Annotated in this window: 15 protein-coding genes and 2 riboswitches; of the genes, 6 read left to right on the top strand and 9 right to left on the bottom strand. The window is 61.8% G+C overall.

Features of this window, described 5'->3' with window-relative positions; translation table 11 throughout:
- Positions 1–33 precede the first annotated feature (33 nt).
- The 5 genes from HKK52_RS02540 to cobW form a co-directional block, all read right to left on the bottom strand.
- The gene (locus tag HKK52_RS02540; protein WP_169369187.1) at positions 34–1,677 is read right to left on the bottom strand and encodes a phospholipase D-like domain-containing protein; all 1,644 of its coding nucleotides are present in this window, start codon (positions 1,675–1,677) and stop codon (positions 34–36) included.
- Between the two features lie 43 nt (positions 1,678–1,720).
- Positions 1,721–2,395, bottom strand: coding sequence for a vWA domain-containing protein (locus HKK52_RS02535; protein ID WP_169374161.1), 675 nt, complete (start codon positions 2,393–2,395; stop codon positions 1,721–1,723).
- The gene (locus HKK52_RS02530) at positions 2,377–3,375 is read right to left on the bottom strand and encodes an ATP-binding protein (protein WP_169369186.1); all 999 of its coding nucleotides are present in this window, start codon (positions 3,373–3,375) and stop codon (positions 2,377–2,379) included. The genes HKK52_RS02535 and HKK52_RS02530 overlap by 19 nt, the downstream gene beginning before the upstream one ends.
- A gap of 142 nt (positions 3,376–3,517) precedes the next feature.
- Positions 3,518–7,291 (bottom strand): cobaltochelatase subunit CobN, encoded by a 3,774-nt coding sequence (gene cobN / locus HKK52_RS02525; protein ID WP_169369185.1) that lies wholly within the window; start codon positions 7,289–7,291, stop codon positions 3,518–3,520.
- A gap of 3 nt (positions 7,292–7,294) precedes the next feature.
- Positions 7,295–8,359 (bottom strand): cobalamin biosynthesis protein CobW, encoded by a 1,065-nt coding sequence (cobW, locus tag HKK52_RS02520; RefSeq protein WP_169369184.1) that lies wholly within the window; start codon positions 8,357–8,359, stop codon positions 7,295–7,297.
- 96 nt (positions 8,360–8,455) lie between these two features.
- Positions 8,456–8,669, bottom strand: a riboswitch (cobalamin riboswitch).
- 199 nt (positions 8,670–8,868) lie between these two features.
- Positions 8,869–9,096: riboswitch (cobalamin riboswitch) on the top strand.
- Between the two features lie 117 nt (positions 9,097–9,213).
- Here cobW and HKK52_RS02515 point away from each other — a divergent pair.
- The 4 genes from HKK52_RS02515 (at position 9,214) to cobM (ending at position 11,366) form a co-directional block, all read left to right on the top strand.
- The gene (locus HKK52_RS02515) at positions 9,214–9,408 is read left to right on the top strand and encodes a CbtB domain-containing protein (protein WP_123509533.1); all 195 of its coding nucleotides are present in this window, start codon (positions 9,214–9,216) and stop codon (positions 9,406–9,408) included.
- Positions 9,409–9,419: 11 nt separating this feature from the next.
- Entirely contained in the window at positions 9,420–10,127 is a 708-nt protein-coding gene (locus HKK52_RS02510) for a CbtA family protein (RefSeq protein ID WP_169369183.1), read from the top strand.
- Entirely contained in the window at positions 10,124–10,537 is a 414-nt protein-coding gene (locus HKK52_RS02505) for a cobalamin biosynthesis protein (protein ID WP_169369182.1), read from the top strand. The genes HKK52_RS02510 and HKK52_RS02505 overlap by 4 nt, the downstream gene beginning before the upstream one ends.
- Positions 10,538–10,619: 82 nt before the next feature.
- Positions 10,620–11,366: a precorrin-4 C(11)-methyltransferase gene (gene cobM / locus HKK52_RS02500; RefSeq protein ID WP_169369181.1), complete on the top strand. Its 747-nt coding sequence runs from the start codon at positions 10,620–10,622 to the stop codon at positions 11,364–11,366.
- 167 nt (positions 11,367–11,533) lie between these two features.
- Here the strand turns inward: cobM and nfuA are convergent, their stop codons facing one another.
- The 3 genes from nfuA to HKK52_RS02485 form a co-directional block, all read right to left on the bottom strand.
- A complete protein-coding gene (gene nfuA / locus HKK52_RS02495) occupies positions 11,534–12,118 on the bottom strand; it encodes a Fe-S biogenesis protein NfuA (protein ID WP_007898222.1) in 585 nt (194 codons plus the stop codon).
- Positions 12,119–12,175: 57 nt separating this feature from the next.
- Positions 12,176–13,210: an acyltransferase family protein gene (locus HKK52_RS02490; RefSeq protein WP_169369180.1), complete on the bottom strand. Its 1,035-nt coding sequence runs from the start codon at positions 13,208–13,210 to the stop codon at positions 12,176–12,178.
- Between the two features lie 141 nt (positions 13,211–13,351).
- Positions 13,352–15,649: a fatty acid cis/trans isomerase gene (locus HKK52_RS02485; RefSeq protein WP_169369179.1), complete on the bottom strand. Its 2,298-nt coding sequence runs from the start codon at positions 15,647–15,649 to the stop codon at positions 13,352–13,354.
- Positions 15,650–15,804: 155 nt separating this feature from the next.
- Between HKK52_RS02485 and metH the strand changes: the two genes are divergently transcribed.
- Together metH and HKK52_RS02475 are read left to right on the top strand one after the other, a co-directional pair.
- Positions 15,805–19,515 carry a methionine synthase gene (metH, locus tag HKK52_RS02480; RefSeq protein ID WP_169369178.1) on the top strand — a complete coding sequence of 1,237 codons (3,711 nt, stop codon included), beginning with the start codon at positions 15,805–15,807 and terminating at the stop codon, positions 19,513–19,515.
- Between the two features lie 202 nt (positions 19,516–19,717).
- A complete protein-coding gene (locus HKK52_RS02475; protein WP_133836263.1) occupies positions 19,718–19,936 on the top strand; it encodes a DUF2970 domain-containing protein in 219 nt (72 codons plus the stop codon).
- Positions 19,937–19,943: 7 nt separating this feature from the next.
- On the opposite strand, the gene HKK52_RS02470 is transcribed toward HKK52_RS02475, so the two are convergent.
- A complete protein-coding gene (locus tag HKK52_RS02470; protein ID WP_169369177.1) occupies positions 19,944–21,017 on the bottom strand; it encodes an ABC transporter substrate-binding protein in 1,074 nt (357 codons plus the stop codon).
- Positions 21,018–21,425 lie beyond the last annotated feature (408 nt).

The raw sequence follows: 21,425 nt of genomic DNA, 5'->3' as shown, positions 1-21,425 counted from the left end.
TTGCGGGCAAGCCATGTTCCTGCAGGAGGTTCTCTATCGGCCGGAGAAGCGCAATCTGGAGAGCTGCCGCAAATCCCCCTCCACATAATAATCATGGGTCCAGCGGTCATCCGCCGCCAGCGGCTGAACCTCTTTCAACGCCAGTTTCTTCGCAAAATACCTGAACCGGTAATGCTCATAAAACCGCAACAACTCCAACCCATAGCGGTCCGCCAGATCGGTATCGCCGCGAATGATCAGGTAGTTCTCATCATTGCCATTACTGGCCGCCGCACTGAGGTTGTGGCTGCCACTGATGATGGTCGGCGTGTCGGTGGTGAAGTCGGTGACGATGGCTTTGGTGTGCACCAGCAGGTTGCCCTTCTGGCCTTTCATATTCTCCCGCAGCCAGCCTTCCAGCCCGGTATTGAGCAGCGCGGTGGCGGCAAACTCGGCGGTGCGGTCGGCGTGAAAACCGGTGATGCGGCTCACGGTGTTTTGCAGGCCGTAGCGCAGGATGTCGTCGTGGGGTTCGCCGAGCAAGGCGTTGAGGATGTCGTTGGGCAAGGCGAACGCGGTGACGAACAGGATGTCCTTTTCGGCGCCGTTGATGATCTGCACAAACTCGTGCAAGTCGCCCTGGCCGGTGCGCGGTGAGAACCCGGCGAACAGCGCTTGCGTCGGGTCCATGGGGTTGTTTTTCGTCAGCCAGGTGCGCGTCGCACCAACGTCTGCCGGGTTCGCCCAGACCGCTTCGAAGGTTTGCAGGTAACTGGCGCCGATCCGCGCGTCGTCGAGCACATGCACCACGTTGGCCTGGCGATAGACGCCGTTGGGAGTGAAATTGGTGCTGCCGCAGAGCACCGCTTGCGGCCGATGTTCGCCGCCCTCCAGTTTGCTCAGGACGATGAACTTGTTGTGGAAGATGTTGTGCGTGATTCGCCCGCGCTTGTTGGCCGCCGGAAGCTTTTCCAGGCTGGCTTCGTTCATCGTCGTGTCGTCATCGTTCGGCTGCGCGTGATACAGCACCCGCACCTTGACCCCGCGGGCGAACGCGGCGTTGACCTCATCGACAATCGACTGCAACTGGTATTCGTAGATGGCGATGTCCAGCGCCCATTGGTCGTCCACGGCGCGCTGGATAAACCCCAGCAAACGCCCGAGCAAACCGTTCTCCAGCCACTGCTGCGCCGCCAACGGCCAGGCTTCGATGGGCATGTTCTTGTTGGCGCTGATCTGCGCGTCGAGGTCGGGAAATTTGCGCTGGAACGCCTGACTCGCCGCCACGGCGCGGTTGAAGATCACGCTCTGATGGGTGGGATGACCGTCGTCGGAGATGATCGTCAGTTCGAGGAACTCGCCCAGTTGCGGCGCATCGGGCGTGCCATAGGCCAGGTGCACGCGGTAGTGCATCGTCATGCCCGGGTTGACCGCGTAATCGGCCCAGCGAAATTTCTGCAGCGGCGCGATATCGCTCGGGGTGGCGTGGTATTGGGGGAAGGTGTGGAGTTTGCCGGGGAAGGTCAGGCTGTTGAACAGGAACAGCCAGGGTTTGCTTCCCACCTGCTTTTCGATGGCAAAACCGAGCAAGCCTTTGCGCCGGGGTTCGGCCAGGTCCATGGCCAACAACACGCCGTTGGTGCCGGCATAGGCTTTGACGCGGAAATCATCCTGATGGTTGGCGGCTAGAACGCGCATGGTTCACTCCTGTGAAGATCAAAAGATCGCAGCCTTCGGCCCGCTACACGTCATCGATATGCCGATACTCCGCCTGCAACTGCGTAGCCAACACCTTAGCCCGTCCGAGCCGAATCGGCCCGCGCTCGATATCAATCAGCAGCCCCGGACAGTCCAGCACCGGCAGGCCGGACCATTCCTTCAGTCGCCCATCGGTCACCAGCAACAAGCGCTGCTGTTCCGCCGGGTAGCGTTTGCGCCGCGTGCCCAGCCAACGTCCCGCCTCGCCGAGTGCCGCCAGCAACGGCGTGCCACCGCCCGCCCCCAGGTCGTCGAGCCAGTTGCGCAAACCGCTGGAAGCCTTCAAGCCTTGCACTTGCCATTTCGGCGTGTGGCCACTGGCAGTCAACAACGCCAGCCGCGCGCGCTGGCGGTAGGCATCGTCGAACAGTTGCGCCAGCAGGCCCTTGGCGTCGCTCAACGCCTGATGACGTCGGGTCGAGGCCGAGGCGTCGACGATCACCAGCCACAGTTCATGGGGCGAACGGGTGCGCAGGTGAAACAGCAGGTCTTCATGCTGGCGCGGACGGCCGTTGAGCAAAGTACCGGGCCAGTTGATCGAGCCTTGCGGTGCCGCACGGCGCTTGCCTTGTCGGCCATGGTCCAGCCGTCCGGCCCGGGGTCTGGCATTCGCCCCCGCGTCAGATCGAGGGCGAATGCCTAGGGCTTTTTTGGCCAGCTCGGCACTTCACGTCGGGCGCCGACCGGCAGCGCCTCGGCGGGCATTTCGCCCCACTGGCCCTGGCCTTCGCTCGGGTTGGCGTTTTGGCTCGCGGGGGGTTGCGACTGTTGCGGCGCCGGGTGGGAATGCTCGCGGCGGCGATGGCGCAAGGCAAACTCGGCGACCGCGTCGATGTCTTCTGCAGTGATCGCCCTGGCCCCGCGCCAGGCGGCGTGGGCCCGGGCGGCACGCAGCCAGACCAGATCGGCGCGCAGGCCATCGACGCCGGCGGCAAAACAGCGCTCGGTGATCTGCGCCAGTGCGGCGTCATCCAGGGGAATATTTGCCAATGTACCGCGCGCCTGCTGGCAGCGTTCGCGCAATGCGTGTTGCTGGCTTTCCCAATCGGCGCAGAAACCTTGGGGATCGCTGTCGAAATCCAGGCGTCGGCGAATGATCTGGCCGCGCTCCGTCGGCGCAGTGTGCCCGCTGAGGGCGACGTTCAGGCCAAAGCGGTCGAGCAGTTGCGGGCGCAACTCGCCCTCTTCCGGGTTCATGGTGCCGATCAGCACGAACCGGGCCGAATGCCGATGGGAAATGCCGTCGCGCTCGATCAGGTTGGTGCCGCTGGCGGCGACGTCGAGCAGCAGGTCGACGAGGTGATCGGGCAGCAGATTGACTTCATCGACGTACAGCACGCCGCCGTCAGCCTTGGCTAGCACGCCGGGGGAAAACTGCGCACGGCCGTCGCTGAGGGCGGCGTCGAGGTCGAGGGTGCCGACCAGGCGCTCTTCGGTGGCGCCCAGGGGCAAGGTGACGAACTGGCCGCTGGCAAGCAGGTCCGCCAAGCCACGGGCCAAGGTCGACTTGGCCATGCCACGCGGGCCTTCGATCAGCACGCCACCGATTTTCGGGTCGATGGCGGTCAGGTACAGGGCGAGCTTCAAGTCATCGGCGCCGACCACGGCGGAGAGCGGGAAATGGGGGGTGTCGGTCATGTCGGGTTGTCTCATCATGGTCGGTGGTGATCGTTCCCACGCTCCGCGTGGGAATGCCTCAGCGGACGCTCCGCGTTCGGCTTTTGGGACGCGGAGCGTCCCGGGCTGCATTCCCACGCGGAGCGTGGGAACGATCAGGTCCTCAAGTATCTTCTTCTATATCCAGCAACAAATTCTCCAGCGCCTCGCGATACTCGCCTGGCTCCTGCCACATCCCGCGCTGCTGCGCCTCCAGCATCCGCTCGGTCATATCACGCAAGGCGTGTGGATTATGCTCGCGCACAAAATCGCGCGTCGCCGGGTCTAGTAGATACGCATCCGCCAGCAACGCGTACTGGTGATCATCGATCAACTGCGTGGTCGCGTCGAAGGCAAACAGGTTATCAACGGTGGCCGCCAGTTCAAACGCACCTTTATAGCCATGGCGCTTGACCCCATCAATCCACTTCGGATTCGCCGCCCGGGAGCGAATCACCCGGTTCAGCTCTTCCTTCAGCGTGCGGATCTTCGGCAAGTCCGGTTGGCTGTGATCACCGTGATAACTGGCCGCCGCCTCACCGCTTAGGGTTTCCACGGCGGCGAGCATGCCGCCCTGGAATTGGTAGTAATCGTTGGAATCGAGCACGTCATGCTCGCGATTGTCCTGATTCTGCAGCACCGCTTGCACCTGGCTCAGGCGCTGGGCGAATTGTTCGCGGGCGGCGGTGCCTTCGTCGGAACCGCCGTAAGCGTAGCCGCCCCAGTTCAGGTACACCTCGGCCAGGTCCTCGCGACTTTGCCACAGGCGACCGTCGATGGCGCCCTGCACGCCGGCGCCATAAGCACCGGGCTTGGCCCCGAAAATCCGCCAGCCTGCCTGGCGTCGCGCCGCATCTTCATCCAGACCGCTTGCCAGCAACGCCTCACGCTCGGCGCGAACCTTCGCCGCCAGCGGGTTGAGATCATCCGGTTCGTCCAGCGCGGCGACCGCTTGCACGGCGGCGTCAAACAGACGAATCAGGTTGGCAAAGGCATCGCGGAAGAACCCGGACACACGCAAGGTCACGTCCACGCGCGGACGGTCGAGCAAACTGATCGGCAGGATTTCGAAATCGTCGACCCGCTGACTGCCCGTGGCCCAAACCGGACGCACGCCCATCAGCGCCATGGCCTGGGCGATGTCGTCGCCGCCGGTGCGCATGGTCGCCGTGCCCCACACCGACAGGCCGAGCTGACGCAAGTGGTCGCCGTGATCCTGCAAGTGCCGTTCGAGAATCAGGTTGGCTGATTGGAAGCCGATACGCCATGCGGTCGTGGTCGGCAGGTTGCGCACGTCCACCGAATAGAAATTGCGCCCGGTGGGCAGCACGTCGAGGCGACCGCGACTGGGCGCACCGCTGGGGCCGGCGGGGACGAAACGGCCGTTGAGGGCGTCGAGCAAGCCGCGCATTTCTGCCGGGCCGCAGGCGTCCAGGCGCGGGGCGACGACTTCACGCAGACTGTCGATGATCGCTTTCACCTCCGACCAGCCTGGCTCGCTCAATTGGTCGACTTCGGCGATCAACGCCTGCTCGATCAATTGCGCAGCGAATAACTCCAGACGCTCCCGGGTATCCCCCGCCGTACGCCAGACTTCATCACTGACCGCTTCCAACTCGTCAGGACGCGCACCGATCCACGGCTCAGCCAACTCACAATCGAGCGGATCAAACCCGAGCGCAAAGGCCTTGGCCAACGCCCGCAACAAACTCGACTGCGCGCCGCGCCCATCGCCCCGAGGAATCCGCAGCAACGCCAGCAACGTATCAATGCGCAAGCGCCCGGTCGGCGATTCGCCAAAAATATGCAGGCCATCGCGAATCTGCGATTCCTTCAAATCACACAGGTACGTGTCCAGACGCGGCAGCCAGATCGCCGCATCCGCATCGCTGTCGAGTTTTTCGTCCAGTTGCAGTTCGCGGTCGATGTGGGTGTCGCGCACCAGTTGCAAGATGTCGCGCTGCAACTCCCGGGCGCGCCGTGGATCGAGCAGTTGCGCTTCGTAATACTCGTCCGCCAGCAACTCCAGGTTACGCAGCGGACCGTAGGTTTCAGCGCGGGTCAGCGGCGGCATCAGGTGGTCGATGATCACGGCCTGGGTGCGGCGCTTGGCCTGGGCGCCCTCGCCCGGGTCGTTGACGATAAACGGGTAGATGTTCGGCAGCGGCCCGAGCAATGCGTCCGGCCAGCAGTTTTCTGACAGCCCCACGCCTTTGCCCGGCAGCCACTCAAGGTTGCCGTGCTTGCCGACGTGGATCACGCCGTGGGCGCCGTAGGTGTTGCGCAGCCAGAAGTAAAACGCCAGATAGCCGTGGGGCGGCACCAAGTACGGGTCGTGATAAACCGCGCTCGGATCGACCTGATAACCCCGGGCCGGTTGAATGCCGACAAACGTCAGGCCGAAGCGCAGACCGGCAATCATCATCCGCCCGCCACGGAACATCGGATCGTTTTGCGGCGGGCCCCAGCGTTCCAGCACCGCTTGGCGGTTGGCTTCGGGCAACGCGTCGAACATCAGCAAGTAAGCATCCAGCGCCAGGCTTTGCATGCACGGACGCTGGTCGAGGGTGTCGAGGTCATTGCTGACGCCGCCGAGCAACTGCTGGATCAACGCGGTGCCGCTGTCCGGCAACTCGGCGGGCAGCGGATAACCTTCCTGATGCAAGGCACGCAGGATGTTCAGCGCCGCCGCCGGGGTGTCGAGGCCGACACCATTTCCGATACGACCATCACGCGTCGGGTAGTTGGCCAGGATCAGCGCGATGCGTTTTTCGCCGTTGGGCACCCGCGCCAGATCGATCCAGCGCCGCGCCAGTTCGGCAACAAAGTCCATGCGTTCCGGTTGCGGCCGGTAGCAGACCACGTCGGACTGGCTGCGCTCGCTGCGCCAGGCCAGATCCTTGAAGCTGATCGGTCGGCTGATGATGCGCCCGTCGAGCTCCGGCAACGCGATGTGCATTGCCAGATCCCGTGGGCCGAGGCCCTGTTCGCTGGCGCGCCATCCGGGTTCGTTGTCCTGGGCGCAAATCGCCTGAATGACGGGAATGTTGCGACGAAACGGCCGCAAGTGCGGCGCTTCGGGGCTGGATTGGGCGAAACCGGTGGTGTTTAGAATCACCGCCGCTTCCACTTCATCGAGCCAATCCTCGACCACCGTCAGGCAGCCCGGCTCTTTCAAACTGGCCACCGCGATCGGCAACGGGTTCAATCCCGCCGCTTGCAAGCGCTGGCAGAAAACATCGATAAAACCAGTGTTCGCCGCCTGCAAATGCGAGCGGTAAAACAGCACCGCCGCCACCGGTTGATCGGCCAGCCAGTCGGCTTGCCAATCGCTCAGTTCAGCGGGGCTGTTGTGGGGGTGGTAAATCGCCGTGCGCGGCAGGGTTTGCGGCTCGGCCCAGACGTAGTCGCGGTCCAGCCAACGCGTGGCCAGACAGCGGAAAAAGTCCAGGGCATTGCCCATGCCGCCCTGGCGCAGAAACTGCCAAAGCCGGTCGCGATCTTCGGCGCTGACGGTGCTGAGGTCGCTGAGCTCCGGGTCCGGACGGTCATCGCCGGGTACCAGAATCAGTTGCACGCCGCGCTCGGACAACTCGACCAAGCGCTCGACGCCGTAACGCCAATAGGCGATACCGCCGTGCAGCGAGATCAGAATCACCTTGGCGTGACGCAACACTTCATCGACGTACAAATCCACTGACGCGTGATTCTGCACCTGCATCGGGTTGGCGAGGCGCACGCTCGGATAGTTATCGGGCAACTGCTGCGCGGCTTCGGCGAGCAACGCGAGGCTGGAGTCGCCACTGCACAGGATCACCAGCTCGGCGGGGGTTTGTCCAAGGTCGGCGATGTTGTCGTCCGACACGAAACCGCCGGGCTGGGTCCTGAGCAGGTGCATGGCTTAAACGCTGAGCGCGGCGCGCAATTGCGCTTCGAGTTGCGCGGCGTCCAGTTCCTGGCCGATCAGCACCAAACGGGTGGTACGTGCTTCTTCGGCGCCCCACTGACGGTCGAAGTGCTTGTCGAAACGGGTGCCCACGCCCTGGATCAGCAGGCGCATCGGTTTGTTCGGAATCGCGGCGAAGCCTTTGACCCGCAGGATGCCGTGCTTGACCACCAGTTGCGTCAGGGCGTCCATCAACAGGCTTTCGTCGGCTTGCGGCAGCTCGATGGAGATGGAGTCGAAGGCGTCATGATCGTGGTCGTCATCACCGTCACCGTGGTGGTGATCGTGATGGCTGTGACGGCTGTCGATGTGTTCTTCGGAACCGGCGCCCAGACCAATCAGCACGTCCAGCGGCACGCGACCGCTGCTGGCTTCGATGACTTTCACCGCCGGCGGCAGTTCTTCAGCGACTTCCAGGCGTACGCGGGCCAGGTCTTCCGGGCTGATCAGGTCGGCCTTGTTGAGGATGACCAGGTCGGCGCTGGCCAGTTGGTCGGCGAACAGTTCGTGCAGCGGCGATTCGTGATCGAGGTTCGGGTCGAGTTTGCGCTGGGCATCGACTTGATCCGGGAACGCGGCGAAAGTGCCGGCGGCGACGGCCGGGCTGTCGACCACGGTGATCACCGCGTCAACCGTGCAGGCACTGCGGATTTCCGGCCACTGGAAGGCTTGCACCAGGGGTTTTGGCAGGGCCAGGCCCGAGGTTTCGATGAGGATGTGGTCGAGGTCGCCGCGACGGGCGACCAGTTCGCGCATTACGGGGAAGAATTCTTCCTGGACAGTGCAGCACAGACAGCCGTTGGCCAGTTCATAAACGCGGCCGTTGGCTTCTTCTTCGGTGCAGCCGATGGAGCACTGCTTGAGGATTTCGCCGTCGATGCCCAGCTCGCCAAACTCGTTGACGATCACCGCGATGCGGCGGCCCTGGGCGTTGTCCAGCATGTGCCGCAGCAAGGTGGTTTTGCCCGAGCCGAGGAAGCCGGTAACGATGGTGACGGGGAGTTTGGCCAGTGTTTTCATCGGATGCCCTTTGGCAAGGTGGCGGGCATACGGGACGACGACCGCAGCGATGAAAGCGCGGAAGATTTCGCCACCGGATCACCCCGCCCGGTTGTAGTGAGAATTCGTTTCGAGGCAGGTCTCCTGGCTTTCGGTGCGCCGGCCTCGGGGGCCTGGCATTCGCTGCGCCTTCCCGCGAACCCTTTGCCAGGGTTTGCAGTGGCGTGGCAGCGAACATCACCGTTCACAGTTGCGGGGGCAGCCGCGGCATCGACCGCGTTCCCTTCTTAGCCTCGACAGACGCCGAAGAACCTCGAAAGCGCAAGGCTACGCATCGGTTGGGGGCGGGTCAATGTCCGCGGGGCGATGATCGTTCCCACGCTCTGCGTGGGAATGCCTCAACGGACGCTCCGCGTTCGACTCTGGATGGGACGCGGAGCGTCCCGGGCTGCATTCCCACGCAGAGCATGGGAATGATCAGGTCAAACGAGAACCCCTGCCAATTGACGCCCCGCCCCCGCCCATGCTCTCCTACACGCCTTGTTACGGGTGCCCTTCACAGGGTGAAACGGGAAACCGGTGAATCATGTGCTTTACTCAAAGCCATGTCAGTCCGGTGCTGCCCCCGCAACGGTAAGCGAGCGAAGAATCAGATCCACTGTGCCGGCAGTTCGGCATGGGAAGGCGATTCTTGCAGGTTTCGGCGCAAGCCTTGACCCCTCGTGAGCCCGGAGACCGGCCCGCAACACAAAGTGACCACTACGATCACTGAATGACAAACCCGCGGTGGGCGGGCGCTGTTTGAACCTCTGCGTGCACGCTCGCAGGGTTTTCATGCGCTCTATTCACCCGCTGACAGACCAGAGGGAAGCGCCATGTCGATCATCAGCAGCACCGACCACAGCAGCACCGCCAGCACCACCACGACCCTGAGCCAACGCCTGACCGCCGCCGTGTGCGCGTCGATCCTTGGCGCGTGCCTGGTGTATTTCGCCGGTTTCTCGCACATCGAAGCGGTGCACAACGCCGCCCACGATACCCGTCACAGCTCCGCGTTCCCGTGCCACTGAGACCTGCCTACATGATCAAGCGTATCGCGCAAACCGCAGGTTTCACCGGCCTGCTGGCCGCCCTGCTGCTGACCCTGCTGCAAAGTTTCTGGGTCGCCCCGCTGATTCTGCAGGCGGAAACCTATGAAAAATCCGAGCCTACCGCAGTGGTTGCTCACGAGCACACCGAAGGCGCCATGGCCGCCCACACCCACGACGCCGAAGCCTGGGAGCCGGAAAACGGTTGGCAGCGCGTGCTGTCCACCACCGGCGGTAACCTGGTGGTCGCGGTTGGTTTCGCGTTGATGCTCGCCGGTCTCTACACCCTGCGCGCGCCGACCAAAACCGCTCAGGGCCTGCTCTGGGGCCTGGCCGGTTACGCAACCTTCGTACTGGCGCCGACCCTCGGCCTACCGCCGGAACTGCCGGGCACTGCCGCCGCCGACCTGGCGCAACGGCAGATCTGGTGGATCGGCACTGCGGCTTCTACCGCTGTCGGCATCGCGCTGATCGTGTTCAGCCGTCACTGGCTGATGAAGATCCTCGGCGTGGCGATCCTCGCGGTTCCGCATGTCATTGGCGCACCGCAACCGGAAGTCCACTCGATGCTGGCGCCGGAAGCCCTGGAATCGCAGTTCAAAATCGCTTCGCAGCTGACCAACGTGGTGTTCTGGCTGGCCCTGGGCCTGATCAGCGCCTGGTTGTTCCGCCGCAAAAGCGACGGCCAATACCACGCATGACCGATACCAGCGCAGCGCCGACGCTAGTGGTCGGCCTGGGCTGCCAGCGCGGCTGCCCCGCCAGCACGCTGCGGGCGCTGCTCGATCAGGCGCTGCAGGCGCATCAAATCGAACTTCATGAGATCAAGGCCCTGGCCAGTATCGACCTGAAGCGTGATGAGCCTGGCCTGATCGAGTTGGCCGCGCAACTTGGGCTGCAAGTGATGTATTTCAGCAGCGAGCAATTGGCCGGATATCAACCACAACTCAGCCACCAATCGCAGATCGCCTTCGAGCGCACCGGTTGCTACGGCGTTGCGGAAAGTGCCGCTCTGGCCCTGGCCGAACACCTGGCCCAGGCGCCGGCGAAGCTGCTGATTTCCCGACAGAAATACGCTCAGGCCACCCTCGCATTGGCCAGTGCTGCGTAAAATCCCCGATAATCCCCGCCTCGATCATGAGCAATCTTCATCTGAAGTCTTGCCCAAGCCCTTTTTTTGACAGGAACCGACGATGACCGTCTACTTTATTGGCGCAGGTCCCGGCGACCCGGAACTGATCACCGTCAAAGGCCAGCGACTGATTCGCAGCTGTCCGGTGATCATCTACGCCGGCTCGCTGGTGCCCGCTGCTGTGCTGGAAGGCCATCAGGCAGAAACGGTGGTCAACAGCGCCGAGTTGCATCTGGAACAGATCATCGACCTGATCAAGACCGCCCACGCCAAGGGACAGGATGTGGCGCGGGTGCATTCGGGCGATCCCAGTTTGTATGGGGCGATTGGTGAGCAGATTCGTTATCTGCGCGAGCTCGGTATTGCGTTTGAAATCATCCCCGGTGTCACCGCTACGGCCGCGTGCGCGGCGCTACTGGGTGCCGAACTGACCCTGCCGGACATCTCGCAAAGCGTGATCCTGACCCGCTATGCCGACAAGACCGCGATGCCGGCCGGCGAGGAGCTGGGCAGCCTGGCCCAGCATGGGGCGACCATGGCGATTCATTTGGGGGTCAATCATCTGCAGAAGATCCTGGTGGAGTTGCTGCCGCATTACGGCGCGGATTGCCCGATCGCGGTGATTCACCGGGCGACGTGGCCGGATCAGGATTGGGTGGTGGGGACATTGGCGGATATCGCCGAGAAGGTTGAGGCCAAGGGGTTTCGGCGCACGGCGTTGATTCTGGTGGGTCGGGTGTTGGGGAGCGATCACTTTAGTGAGTCGTCCCTATACCGTGCCGGGCATGCGCATTTGTATCGTCCGTAAGATGATCGTTCCCACGCTCTGCGTGGGAATGCCTCAACGGACGCTCCGCGTTCGGCTTTGGAGGGGACGCGGAGCGTCCCGGGCTGCATTCCTTTGCTGCGCGTGGGAACGATCATAAAAAAACGGCACTCACGGGTGCCGTTTTTTACTTTCAGCAGACGAACACCTTAGTAGTAGGCGTTTTCTTTCTGCGTGTGGTCGGTCACGTCGCGAACACCCTTGAGCTCGGGAATGCGCTCGAGCAAGGTGCGCTCGATGCCTTCACGCAAGGTGACGTCGGCCTGGCCGCAGCCCTGGCAACCGCCGCCGAACTTGAGCACGGCGATACCGTCTTCGACCACATCGATCAGGCTGACCTGACCGCCGTGGCTCGCGAGCCCCGGGTTGATCTCGGTTTGCAGGTAGTAGTTGATGCGCTCGTTGACCGGGCTGTCGGCGTTGACCATCGGTACTTTGGCGTTTGGCGCCTTGATGGTCAGCTGACCGCCCATGCGGTCGGTGGCGTAGTCGACTACCGCGTCGTCCAGGAACGCTTCGCTGAACGAATCGATGTACGCGGTGAAGCTTTTGAGCCCCAGCGCGGTGTCTTCAGGTTTTTCTTCGCCCGGCTTGCAGTAGGCAATGCAGGTTTCGGCGTACTGGGTGCCAGGCTGGGTGATGAAGACGCGGATGCCGATGCCTGGGGTGTTCTGCTTGGAGAGCAGATCAGCCAGATAATCGTGGGCGGCGTCAGTGATGGTAATAGCGGTCATGGAAACTCCTCGCAGGCTTGGGCGCAGTTTACGCCAATCATCGCGCGGCACAAAGTCCTAGTATTTTTGTCGGGAAAGCGCCAGCACCGGTTGCGCAACCGTTTCGCCGTCAATCCGCGCTTTAAGCCACCGATAGCTGCGTTTTTCCACCCATTCGTAACTTGCCCAGGACGCCAGGCCGATGGTCGCCGCGCAAACGGCGAACATCGCGTAGGGATTTACGCCATAACGCTGTGCGATAAACCCACCGGCAGACAGCACCAGCACGTGCATCAGGTACACCGAGTAGGAACAATTACCGAGCAGTTCGAACACCCGGTTATTCTCGACATAGCGTTCCAGCGAGATGCACGCCATCACCAGCACGGCGCTTGGCAGGCCCCAGGCCAGGAATCGAGGCTCCGGGGCCAGGTGATAAATCGCCAGCAACGCGCCGACAATCCCCAGCAACGGCAGCCATAACCCCGGCTTGATCCAGCCCCGGCGATAAACCATGCCGATGGCGATCCCGAGCAAGAACTCATAGACGATGTCCGAACGGTAGAACTCGCTGACCCAGCCATAACCGGTCCAGGCCTGGCACACCGCGAACAACAGCGCCGCAACGATCAATAACCTGAAGTGCAACCGGAACAGCAACGCCCAGCCGAACAGCAGGTAAAACAGCATTTCGTAGTTCAGCGTCCAGCCGACATTCAAGGTCGGATAAATCCCATAACCGCCGGGGTTTTCCGTAGGAATAAACAACAGCGACAACAGGAAATGCGACCAATCCACGCTCTGATCGGGCAATACCGGCCGGGCAAACACCACCACCAGCGCCATGAGCACGGTGTACAGCCAGTAAGCCGGGACGATCCGGAACAGCCGATACAACAGAAACCGCGCGGGTGGCAGCGATTTCCCCTCGGTCGACAGGAAGATCACCAGGCCGCTGATAACAAAGAACACATCAACGCCCACCGCACCCTTGTCGATAAACGCCTGCCCCACCGGCCCACGGGCCTGGAAGTCGAAGAAAATCTGCATGAAATGGTGGCCGACCACCGCCCAGGCAGCGATGAAGCGCAGGGCTTGTACCGAAATCAACATCAACCGCCCTCCCGTCAAATCACCTCGTATCCCTGTAGGAGCGAAGCTTGCTCGCGAAGAGGCCGGCACATTCAACATTGATGTCGACTGTCAGACCGCTTTCGCGAGCAAGCTTCGCTCCTACACGGGATTGGCGGTGCATTACAGGTGGGACACCTGGCGATCTTCAAAGGTCATATCCAGCACGCCCTCTTCCACCGGGTCGGTTTCGTGGACGTAGGTGCTCAAGTCGTGGAAGTAAAACCAGAACTGCGGATGACTGCGCCGAATCCCCCAGCGCTCGACAATTTTCTCGAAACGATGGGCGTCCTTGGCGTTTTCCATCGCGTCGACAAACGCCGGCACTTGCTCGGCCGGGATATTGAACATGAAGTTCGGGTAGCTGCTGAGCACGCCCGGGTAAATGGTCAAGGTGTCGAGCCCTGGCTGATAACGCAGGGACTCGCCGAGCAGGAACGCCACGTTGCTGTGGGCACGGTTGCGCAACAGGCTGTAGATCTCGCGTTTGCCGCTCGCGGTTTCGATGCGCAGCATGGTCGCTTCCGGCAACTGATCGATCACCTTCAACCCCGCCGCCGGACGCGACGTCAGACGACTCAGGGCCTGTTCGGCGTTCTGCAATGCCGGGTCGATGTTCGGCCGCGAGCAATACGCGCCATCGCAGCGGTTGATCGGATCGGGCTTGGCATTGAGCTCGCCGTAACGGCCCAGCAACTGCATGGCAAAATCGCGTTTCGGGTCTTTTTCATCGAGTTTCAGCGCGGTCGGCTTGTCGTTGTCGATGGCCTCGTAATCCAGCCACATCTTGAACTTGCCACCGCTCTGGTACCAATCATCGAGGTAGTCGTCCCGGGAATCGGCCGGCATCAGGCGCAGGAAATTCTGCTCGGCGCCGTTACGGATCAGGTCGAAGTACAGGCGTGTCTGGGCCTGGTGGGAGACGTTGCCGAACACATCAAAGTTGACCGCCAACTGGTAATACGTACGTTCCAGCAGCGGGTAATCGAACAGCCAAATGGTTTGTGGCACGTCACCGATCAGCCCTTTATTCACCGAGGCGCTGTCGAAGTGCCGAAAAATGCTCAACAAAGCGTTGTCATTCCCGGCCCACAACGTCGACCAACTCGGGGCCGGCGCGTCGGCGTAGCTGTCCCGGCGCAAGGCTTCGTACTCGTTACGCTTGTCGCGGTAGTCGTGCCACAGGCTCAGGACGCTGCCGACATCGTCGTTCTGCCCTGGCATCGCCAACAGTGGCGTGGCCTGGCCACGGTAGTTCGGGTCGGTGATGTAGAGGTCGTGCTCCGGCGCCTGGAACAACGCCCAAAAGTGATCGCGGATCACGTCGGTGGCAATCTGGCCCCGGCACACCGGGCCGCGAATAAAGGTGCGGACGAAGTATTCGGCGTTATCGAGCATGAACTGATAGCGCGCCTGGGCCGGGATCGCCTCGAACGTGGTGAACGGATTGGCCCGACGCTCGGGGCCGTAACCCGGCAAGGCGTTGACCTGCCAGTTGCCGCTGAAGAACAGGCTCTTGACCCGGGACAGCTTCGCCGCGCTCAGCGGATAGGTGATGTGCGTTTTTTGCACGATCACCCCTTGCACCGGCCACAACCGGTAATAAACCTGGGTGCCTGGATCGTCGTTCGGACGGCGAGTATTGATCAGGTCGATCGGCTGACCAGTCGGCGTGCGCGAACGCACCCACTGAAAGAAATGCCCCGGCTCGCCATCCTTGAAGTAAATGTGCGCCAGGAACCAATGCTCGAACAGCCAGCGCCCTACCAGGCTGCCACGAGAACCCGGCGCGTTGAGCAGGTTTTCCCACTGCACCACCTGCAACGCTTCCTGCGCAGAAGGCATCAAACCTTGTTCGTCAATCGGTGCGCCGGACGCGAGCCAGCGTTGCAAGGTCTGGTATTGCTGATCGGTCAAGCCGGTCACCGCCAGCGGCATGCCTTCTTTCGGATGGGCGCCGGCATAACCGTCGAATTCCGCCGGCATTGCGCACATGTTTTCCCGGTTCAGGCCCAGCACGATGTCTTCCGGCAGCTTGGCGTTAGGCGTCAGCGGGGTTTTGTGGCCGAGTTCCAGCATCCGCGCCATCAGCGCCGCCTGGCTGCCCTGGGCGTCGAGCACCGAATAGAAGTCCTTGTGCTGCCAGGCGAGTTTGCCGAAGGCGTCATAAAACAGCCGGGTCGGTGCGGCGGCGACGCTGCGTTCGCCATCGTAGACCGGGACTTTGGTCGCGCCACGAGCCGCCCCTTCGCCACTGCCCAGGTTGAGCTGACAGGCGGAGTCGTAGCAGGCATGGCAGGCCACACACTTTTCGGTGAAGATCGGCTGAATGTCACGGGTATAGGAGATTTCGGGACTTTGCCCGGCGGCGCCCCAGCTTGAAAGCAGCACTAAAAGGCTGACGACGACGCGATACGACATATCCCTGGTCCCGATCATGAAAAAACGCCGCGATTCTACCGGTCCGGACCTGCCACCAACATGAGCGATATTCATGCAAAACCTTCACATGCTCTAAAAGCGCACAGGTTTGCTATTATCCCGGCCCTTCGTCATGGTCTTTCCGAGTAGTCCAAATGTCCGATCGCAGTGTTCGCCTTCAAGCTCTCAAGCACGCCCTCAAAGAGCGCATCCTGATTCTCGACGGCGGCATGGGCACGATGATCCAGAGCTACAAGCTCGAAGAGCAGGATTACCGTGGCAAACGCTTCGCCGACTGGCCGAGCGATGTAAAGGGCAACAACGACCTGTTGGTGCTGACGCGCCCGGACGTGATCGGTTCGATTGAAAAAGCCTACCTGGATGCCGGCGCCGACATTCTCGAAACCAACACCTTCAACGCCACCCAGGTGTCCCTGGCTGACTACGGCATGCAAGGCCTGGCGTACGAGTTAAACGTAGAAGGCGCGCGCCTGGCCCGCAAGGTCGCTGACGCCAAGACCCTGGAAACCCCGGAAAAGCCGCGTTTTGTCGCCGGCGTGATCGGGCCGACCAGCCGCACCTGCTCGCTGTCGCCAGACGTGAACAACCCCGGCTACCGCAACGTGACCTTCGATGAACTGGTGGAAAACTACACCGAGGCCACCAAAGGCCTGATCGAAGGCGGCGCCGACCTGATCCTGATCGAAACCATCTTCGACACCTTGAACGCCAAAGCCGCGATCTTCGCCGTGCAAGGCGTGTTCGAAGAGTTGGGCATCGAGTTGCCGATCATGATCTCCGGCACCATCACCGACGCCTCCGGCCGTACCCTGTCGGGCCAGACCACTGAAGCGTTCTGGAACTCCGTGGCCCACGCCAAGCCGATCTCGGTCGGCTTGAACTGCGCCCTCGGCGCCAGCGAGTTGCGGCCGTACCTGGAAGAGTTGTCGAACAAGGCCGACACCCACGTCTCGGCGCACCCGAACGCCGGCCTGCCGAACGAATTCGGCGAGTACGACGAATTGCCGGCGCAAACCGCCAAGGTCATCGAAGAATTCGCCCAAAGCGGCTTCCTCAACATCGTCGGCGGTTGCTGCGGCACCACGCCGGGCCACATCGAAGCCATCGCCAAAGCCGTGGCCGGTTACGCACCGCGAGTGATTCCGGAGATCCCGAAGGCCTGCCGCCTGTCGGGCCTGGAACCGTTCACCATCGACCGTAACTCGTTGTTCATCAACGTCGGCGAGCGGACCAACATCACGGGTTCTGCCAAGTTCGCCCGTCTGATCCGTGAAGACAACTACACCGAAGCCCTGGAAGTCGCCCTGCAACAGGTCGAAGCCGGCGCCCAGGTGATCGATATCAACATGGACGAAGGGATGCTCGATTCGAAGAAGGCCATGGTGACCTTCCTCAATCTGATTGCCGGTGAGCCGGACATCTCCCGCGTCCCGATCATGATCGACTCCTCCAAGTGGGAAGTGATCGAAGCCGGCCTCAAGTGCATTCAGGGCAAGGGCATCGTCAACTCGATCAGCATGAAGGAAGGCGTCGAGCAGTTCATTCATCACGCCAAACTGTGCAAGCGCTACGGCGCTGCGGTTGTGGTCATGGCGTTTGACGAAGCCGGGCAGGCCGACACCGAAAAGCGCAAGAAAGAAATCTGCAAACGCTCCTACGACATTCTGGTCAACGAAGTCGGCTTCCCGCCGGAAGACATCATCTTCGACCCGAACATCTTCGCCATCGCCACCGGCATCGAAGAGCACAACAACTACGCCGTCGATTTCATCAATGCCTGTGCCTACATCCGCGATGAGCTGCCGTATGCGCTGACTTCCGGCGGCGTGTCCAACGTATCGTTCTCGTTCCGTGGCAACAACCCGGTGCGTGAGGCGATTCACTCGGTGTTCCTGCTGTATGCGATCCGTAATGGCCTGACCATGGGCATCGTCAACGCCGGTCAGCTGGAGATCTACGACCAGATCCCGGCCGAGCTGCGTGACGCCGTGGAAGACGTGGTGCTCAACCGCACCCCGGAAGGCACCGACGCCCTGCTCGCCCTCGCCGACAAGTACAAGGGCGACGGCAGCGTCAAGGAAGCCGAGACCGAAGAGTGGCGCGGCTGGCCGGTGAACAAGCGCCTGGAGCATGCGCTGGTCAAGGGCATCACCACCCACATTGTTGAAGACACTGAAGAATCACGGCTGTCGTTCACCCGGCCGATCGAAGTGATCGAAGGCCCGCTGATGTCCGGCATGAACATCGTCGGTGACCTGTTCGGCGCCGGCAAAATGTTCCTGCCGCAAGTGGTGAAATCCGCCCGGGTGATGAAGCAGGCCGTGGCCCACTTGATCCCGTTCATCGAACTGGAAAAAGGCGACAAGCCGGAAGCCAAGGGCAAGATTCTGATGGCCACGGTCAAGGGCGACGTGCACGACATCGGCAAGAACATCGTCGGCGTGGTGCTGGGCTGTAACGGCTACGACATCGTCGACCTCGGTGTGATGGTCCCGGCGGAGAAGATCCTGCAAGTGGCGAAGGAGCAGAAGTGCGACATCATCGGCCTGTCTGGCCTGATCACGCCGTCGCTGGATGAAATGGTCCACGTCGCCCGCGAGATGCAGCGCCAGGATTTCCACTTGCCGCTGATGATCGGTGGCGCGACCACCTCGAAAGCACACACGGCGGTGAAGATCGAGCCGAAGTACAGCAACGATGCGGTGATCTACGTCACCGACGCCTCCCGCGCCGTGGGCGTGGCCACGCAGTTGCTGTCCAAGGAATTGAAGCCGGCCTTCATCGAGAAGACCCGCCTGGAATACATCGAAGTCCGCGAGCGCACCGCCAACCGCAGTGCGCGCACCGAGCGCCTGAGCTACCCGGCGTCCATCGCCAAGAAGCCGCAGTTTGACTGGAGCACTTACGAGCCGGTCAAACCGACGTTCACCGGTTCCCGCGTGCTGGACAACATCGATTTGAAGGTGCTGGCCGAATACATCGACTGGACGCCGTTCTTTATCTCCTGGGACCTGGCCGGCAAATTCCCGCGCATCCTCGAAGACGAAGTGGTCGGTGAAGCCGCTACCTCGCTGTACGCCGATGCCAAGGAAATGCTCGCCAAACTGATCGACGAGAAACTGATCAGCGCCCGTGCGGTGTTCGGCTTCTGGCCGGCCAACCAGGTGCGCGAGGATGACATCGAAGTCTACGGCGATGACGGCAAGCCGATTGCCAAGCTGCATCACTTGCGCCAGCAAATCATCAAGACCGACGGCAAGCCGAACTTTTCCCTGGCCGACTTCGTTGCGCCGAAGGACAGCGAAATCACTGACTACGTGGGTGGCTTCATCACCACCGCCGGGATCGGCGCTGAGGAAGTGGCCAAGGCGTATCAGGACGCGGGCGACGATTACAACTCGATCATGGTCAAGGCCCTGGCCGACCGTCTGGCCGAGGCTTGCGCCGAGTGGCTGCACCAACAAGTGCGTAAAGAGCACTGGGGTTACGCCAAGGACGAGACGCTGGATAACGAGGCGCTGATCAAAGAGCAATACACCGGCATCCGCCCTGCCCCCGGCTACCCGGCCTGCCCGGATCACACCGAGAAAGGCACGCTGTTTGCGCTGCTCGACCCTGAAGCCAGCGAAATGCATGCGGGCCGCAGCGGCGTGTTCCTCACTGAACACTACGCGATGTTCCCGGCGGCGGCAGTCAGCGGCTGGTACTTCGCGCATCCGCAGGCGCAGTACTTCGCCGTGGGCAAGATCGACAAGGATCAGGTGCAGAGCTATACGTCGCGCAAAGGCCAGGAATTGAGCGTGACCGAGCGCTGGTTGGCGCCGAACCTGGGTTACGACAACTAAGCCTCACATGATCGTTCCCATGCTCTGCGTGGGAATGCCTCAATGGACGCTCCGCGTCCGCTTTTGGGACGCGGAGCGTCCCGGGCTGCATTCCCACGCAGAGCGTGGGAACGATCAACCGCCTTCGCGGACAAGCCTCGCTCCTACAGGATTCGCGTTGATTGTCTATGCTTGCCTGACACACAAACATGACGAGGGATTTATGGACGATCCAGTCGACAACAAGCCACCGACCCTGTGGCAGATGCTACACAGCGTGGTAGCCGCAGCGTTCGGGGTGCAGAGCGGGAAGAACCGCGCCCGGGACTTTACTCATGGCAAGCCGAGTCACTTCGTGATTCTCGGGGTTTTGTTCACGGCGATTTTTGCGCTGTCGCTGTTCGGCATCGTGAAACTGATCTTGCTGCTGGCAGGGGTTTGAAGCGGATTCAGTGCATTAACGTTTGCAGGCTGAACGGATAGCGATAGGAGGTCGGCCGCCCCTTGGCCGACAGCTGGCGGAAGTTCACCCCGAAATCCGGCGCATCACCCATGGCCAGCAACCGCTTGGCCTGGGCCTTGTCGATCACCTGCAACAACGGAATCAGCCGGTCACGGCCACCGTACTGATTCAGGTCCACGCCCTGATCGATATCGTGCAGTTCCACCATTGCCCAACCGCCCAGGGTGAAATGTCCGCCGAGCAACACGCTCAGGCGCCCGTCAACGACAGCCTTCAGCGCGGCGGGAGAGGTATTGAAGGCGCTGAACCACCCATCCTTGCCCGGCGTGCCCCCGTTCTCCGCAAACGCCTGCATGGCACCGAACGCCATTTCATCATTGGCCGACCACACCAGCGTCACCTTCGGGTAACGCCGCAACAGCAGTTTTGCTTGCTCGTAGGCCCGTTCACGGGTCCAGCCGCTGTAGACCAGTTGCCGCAAGCGCACTTCCGGGTGCTCGGCCAGGGCCCGCAGCATGCCTTTTTCCCGCAGTTGCGCCGACGGGGTGATTTTCAGCCCGGAAAACGCCAGCAGCTCGATGGATTGGCCCGGTTGCACGGGCGGATGCTGGCGAATCAGTTCCTGAAGCATCAGGTAGCCGCCCTCCTCGTCGTTGGGCACCAGGCTGCCCAGGCGATCCGGGCGGTCACCCAGCAGGCTCAGTTGATTGTCGGTCAGGGACGCATTGACCATGAACAGCTTCACCCCGCTGCCCTGGGCGAGCCGCAGGATTTGCGGGGCGACGTATTGTTCGTTGGCGAATACCAGATAGTCCGGCCGATCAGGCCCTTGCAGCGCGGTGCGGGCCTGGGCAATCGTCAGCTCGGGCATGCGTTGGGAATAGAGAATCTGCAAGTCCATGCCCAAATCATTGGCCGCCGCCTGCATGAATTGCGAGTAGCTGATCCAGAACGCTTCCGTGGTGCTGCCGGGATTGAGAAACAGCACCGACGCCGCCTGGGCACCGGGTCCGAGGACCGAGCCAAGCGTCAGCAAGACAGCAAACAGAAACTTCAACATTAATGGTCCGAGCCCCGGAAATTCGCCGCGCATTATAGCCAGCGAACGCCCGCAAAACGGGGATTATTCCGGTTTTGTCCGACAATCCGTCGGAACCGGGCCCGGACGGTGTCGCTATTGGTGACTGACCCAGAATACTGCTGTTCCTACAACCAGGATGATCAGGAACAAAATGGCCCAAGCGTCCACCGTGCTATCGCTTTTCCGTGCTTTGGTCGGGTTGCTCATTGCATCGCCTCTTGTCGGTTTTATCGGTGATTGCATAAAGACTCGACCACAGTAAAGACGACGATTGCCCGCACCACAAATGTGGGTTTAGCAATAACGGTTCTCGTTAGGCGTTTTGGTTCTTTACATATACTCAAACATCACTTTTGCGCATAACTGCAAACTGGTATCTTGCCCCGG

Origin of the sequence: Pseudomonas sp. ADAK2, assembly GCF_012935755.1 — a bacterium.
GTDB lineage: Bacteria > Pseudomonadota > Gammaproteobacteria > Pseudomonadales > Pseudomonadaceae > Aquipseudomonas.
Note: the sequence above shows the minus strand (reverse complement) of the source record. Positions and strands in the feature narration are given on the sequence as shown.

Coding starts and splice junctions, on each gene's coding strand:
- HKK52_RS02540 (WP_169369187.1), bottom strand. CDS start 1,677: ATGCGCGTTCTAGCCGCCAACCATCAGGATGATTTCCGCGTCAAAGCC.
- HKK52_RS02530 (WP_169369186.1), bottom strand. CDS start 3,375: ATGACCGACACCCCCCATTTCCCGCTCTCCGCCGTGGTCGGCGCCGAT.
- cobN (WP_169369185.1), bottom strand. CDS start 7,291: ATGCACCTGCTCAGGACCCAGCCCGGCGGTTTCGTGTCGGACGACAAC.
- cobW (WP_169369184.1), bottom strand. CDS start 8,359: ATGAAAACACTGGCCAAACTCCCCGTCACCATCGTTACCGGCTTCCTC.
- HKK52_RS02515 (WP_123509533.1), top strand. CDS start 9,214: ATGTCGATCATCAGCAGCACCGACCACAGCAGCACCGCCAGCACCACC.
- HKK52_RS02510 (WP_169369183.1), top strand. CDS start 9,420: ATGATCAAGCGTATCGCGCAAACCGCAGGTTTCACCGGCCTGCTGGCC.
- HKK52_RS02505 (WP_169369182.1), top strand. CDS start 10,124: ATGACCGATACCAGCGCAGCGCCGACGCTAGTGGTCGGCCTGGGCTGC.
- cobM (WP_169369181.1), top strand. CDS start 10,620: ATGACCGTCTACTTTATTGGCGCAGGTCCCGGCGACCCGGAACTGATC.
- nfuA (WP_007898222.1), bottom strand. CDS start 12,118: ATGACCGCTATTACCATCACTGACGCCGCCCACGATTATCTGGCTGAT.
- HKK52_RS02490 (WP_169369180.1), bottom strand. CDS start 13,210: ATGTTGATTTCGGTACAAGCCCTGCGCTTCATCGCTGCCTGGGCGGTG.
- HKK52_RS02485 (WP_169369179.1), bottom strand. CDS start 15,649: ATGTCGTATCGCGTCGTCGTCAGCCTTTTAGTGCTGCTTTCAAGCTGG.
- metH (WP_169369178.1), top strand. CDS start 15,805: ATGTCCGATCGCAGTGTTCGCCTTCAAGCTCTCAAGCACGCCCTCAAA.
- HKK52_RS02475 (WP_133836263.1), top strand. CDS start 19,718: ATGGACGATCCAGTCGACAACAAGCCACCGACCCTGTGGCAGATGCTA.
- HKK52_RS02470 (WP_169369177.1), bottom strand. CDS start 21,017: ATGTTGAAGTTTCTGTTTGCTGTCTTGCTGACGCTTGGCTCGGTCCTC.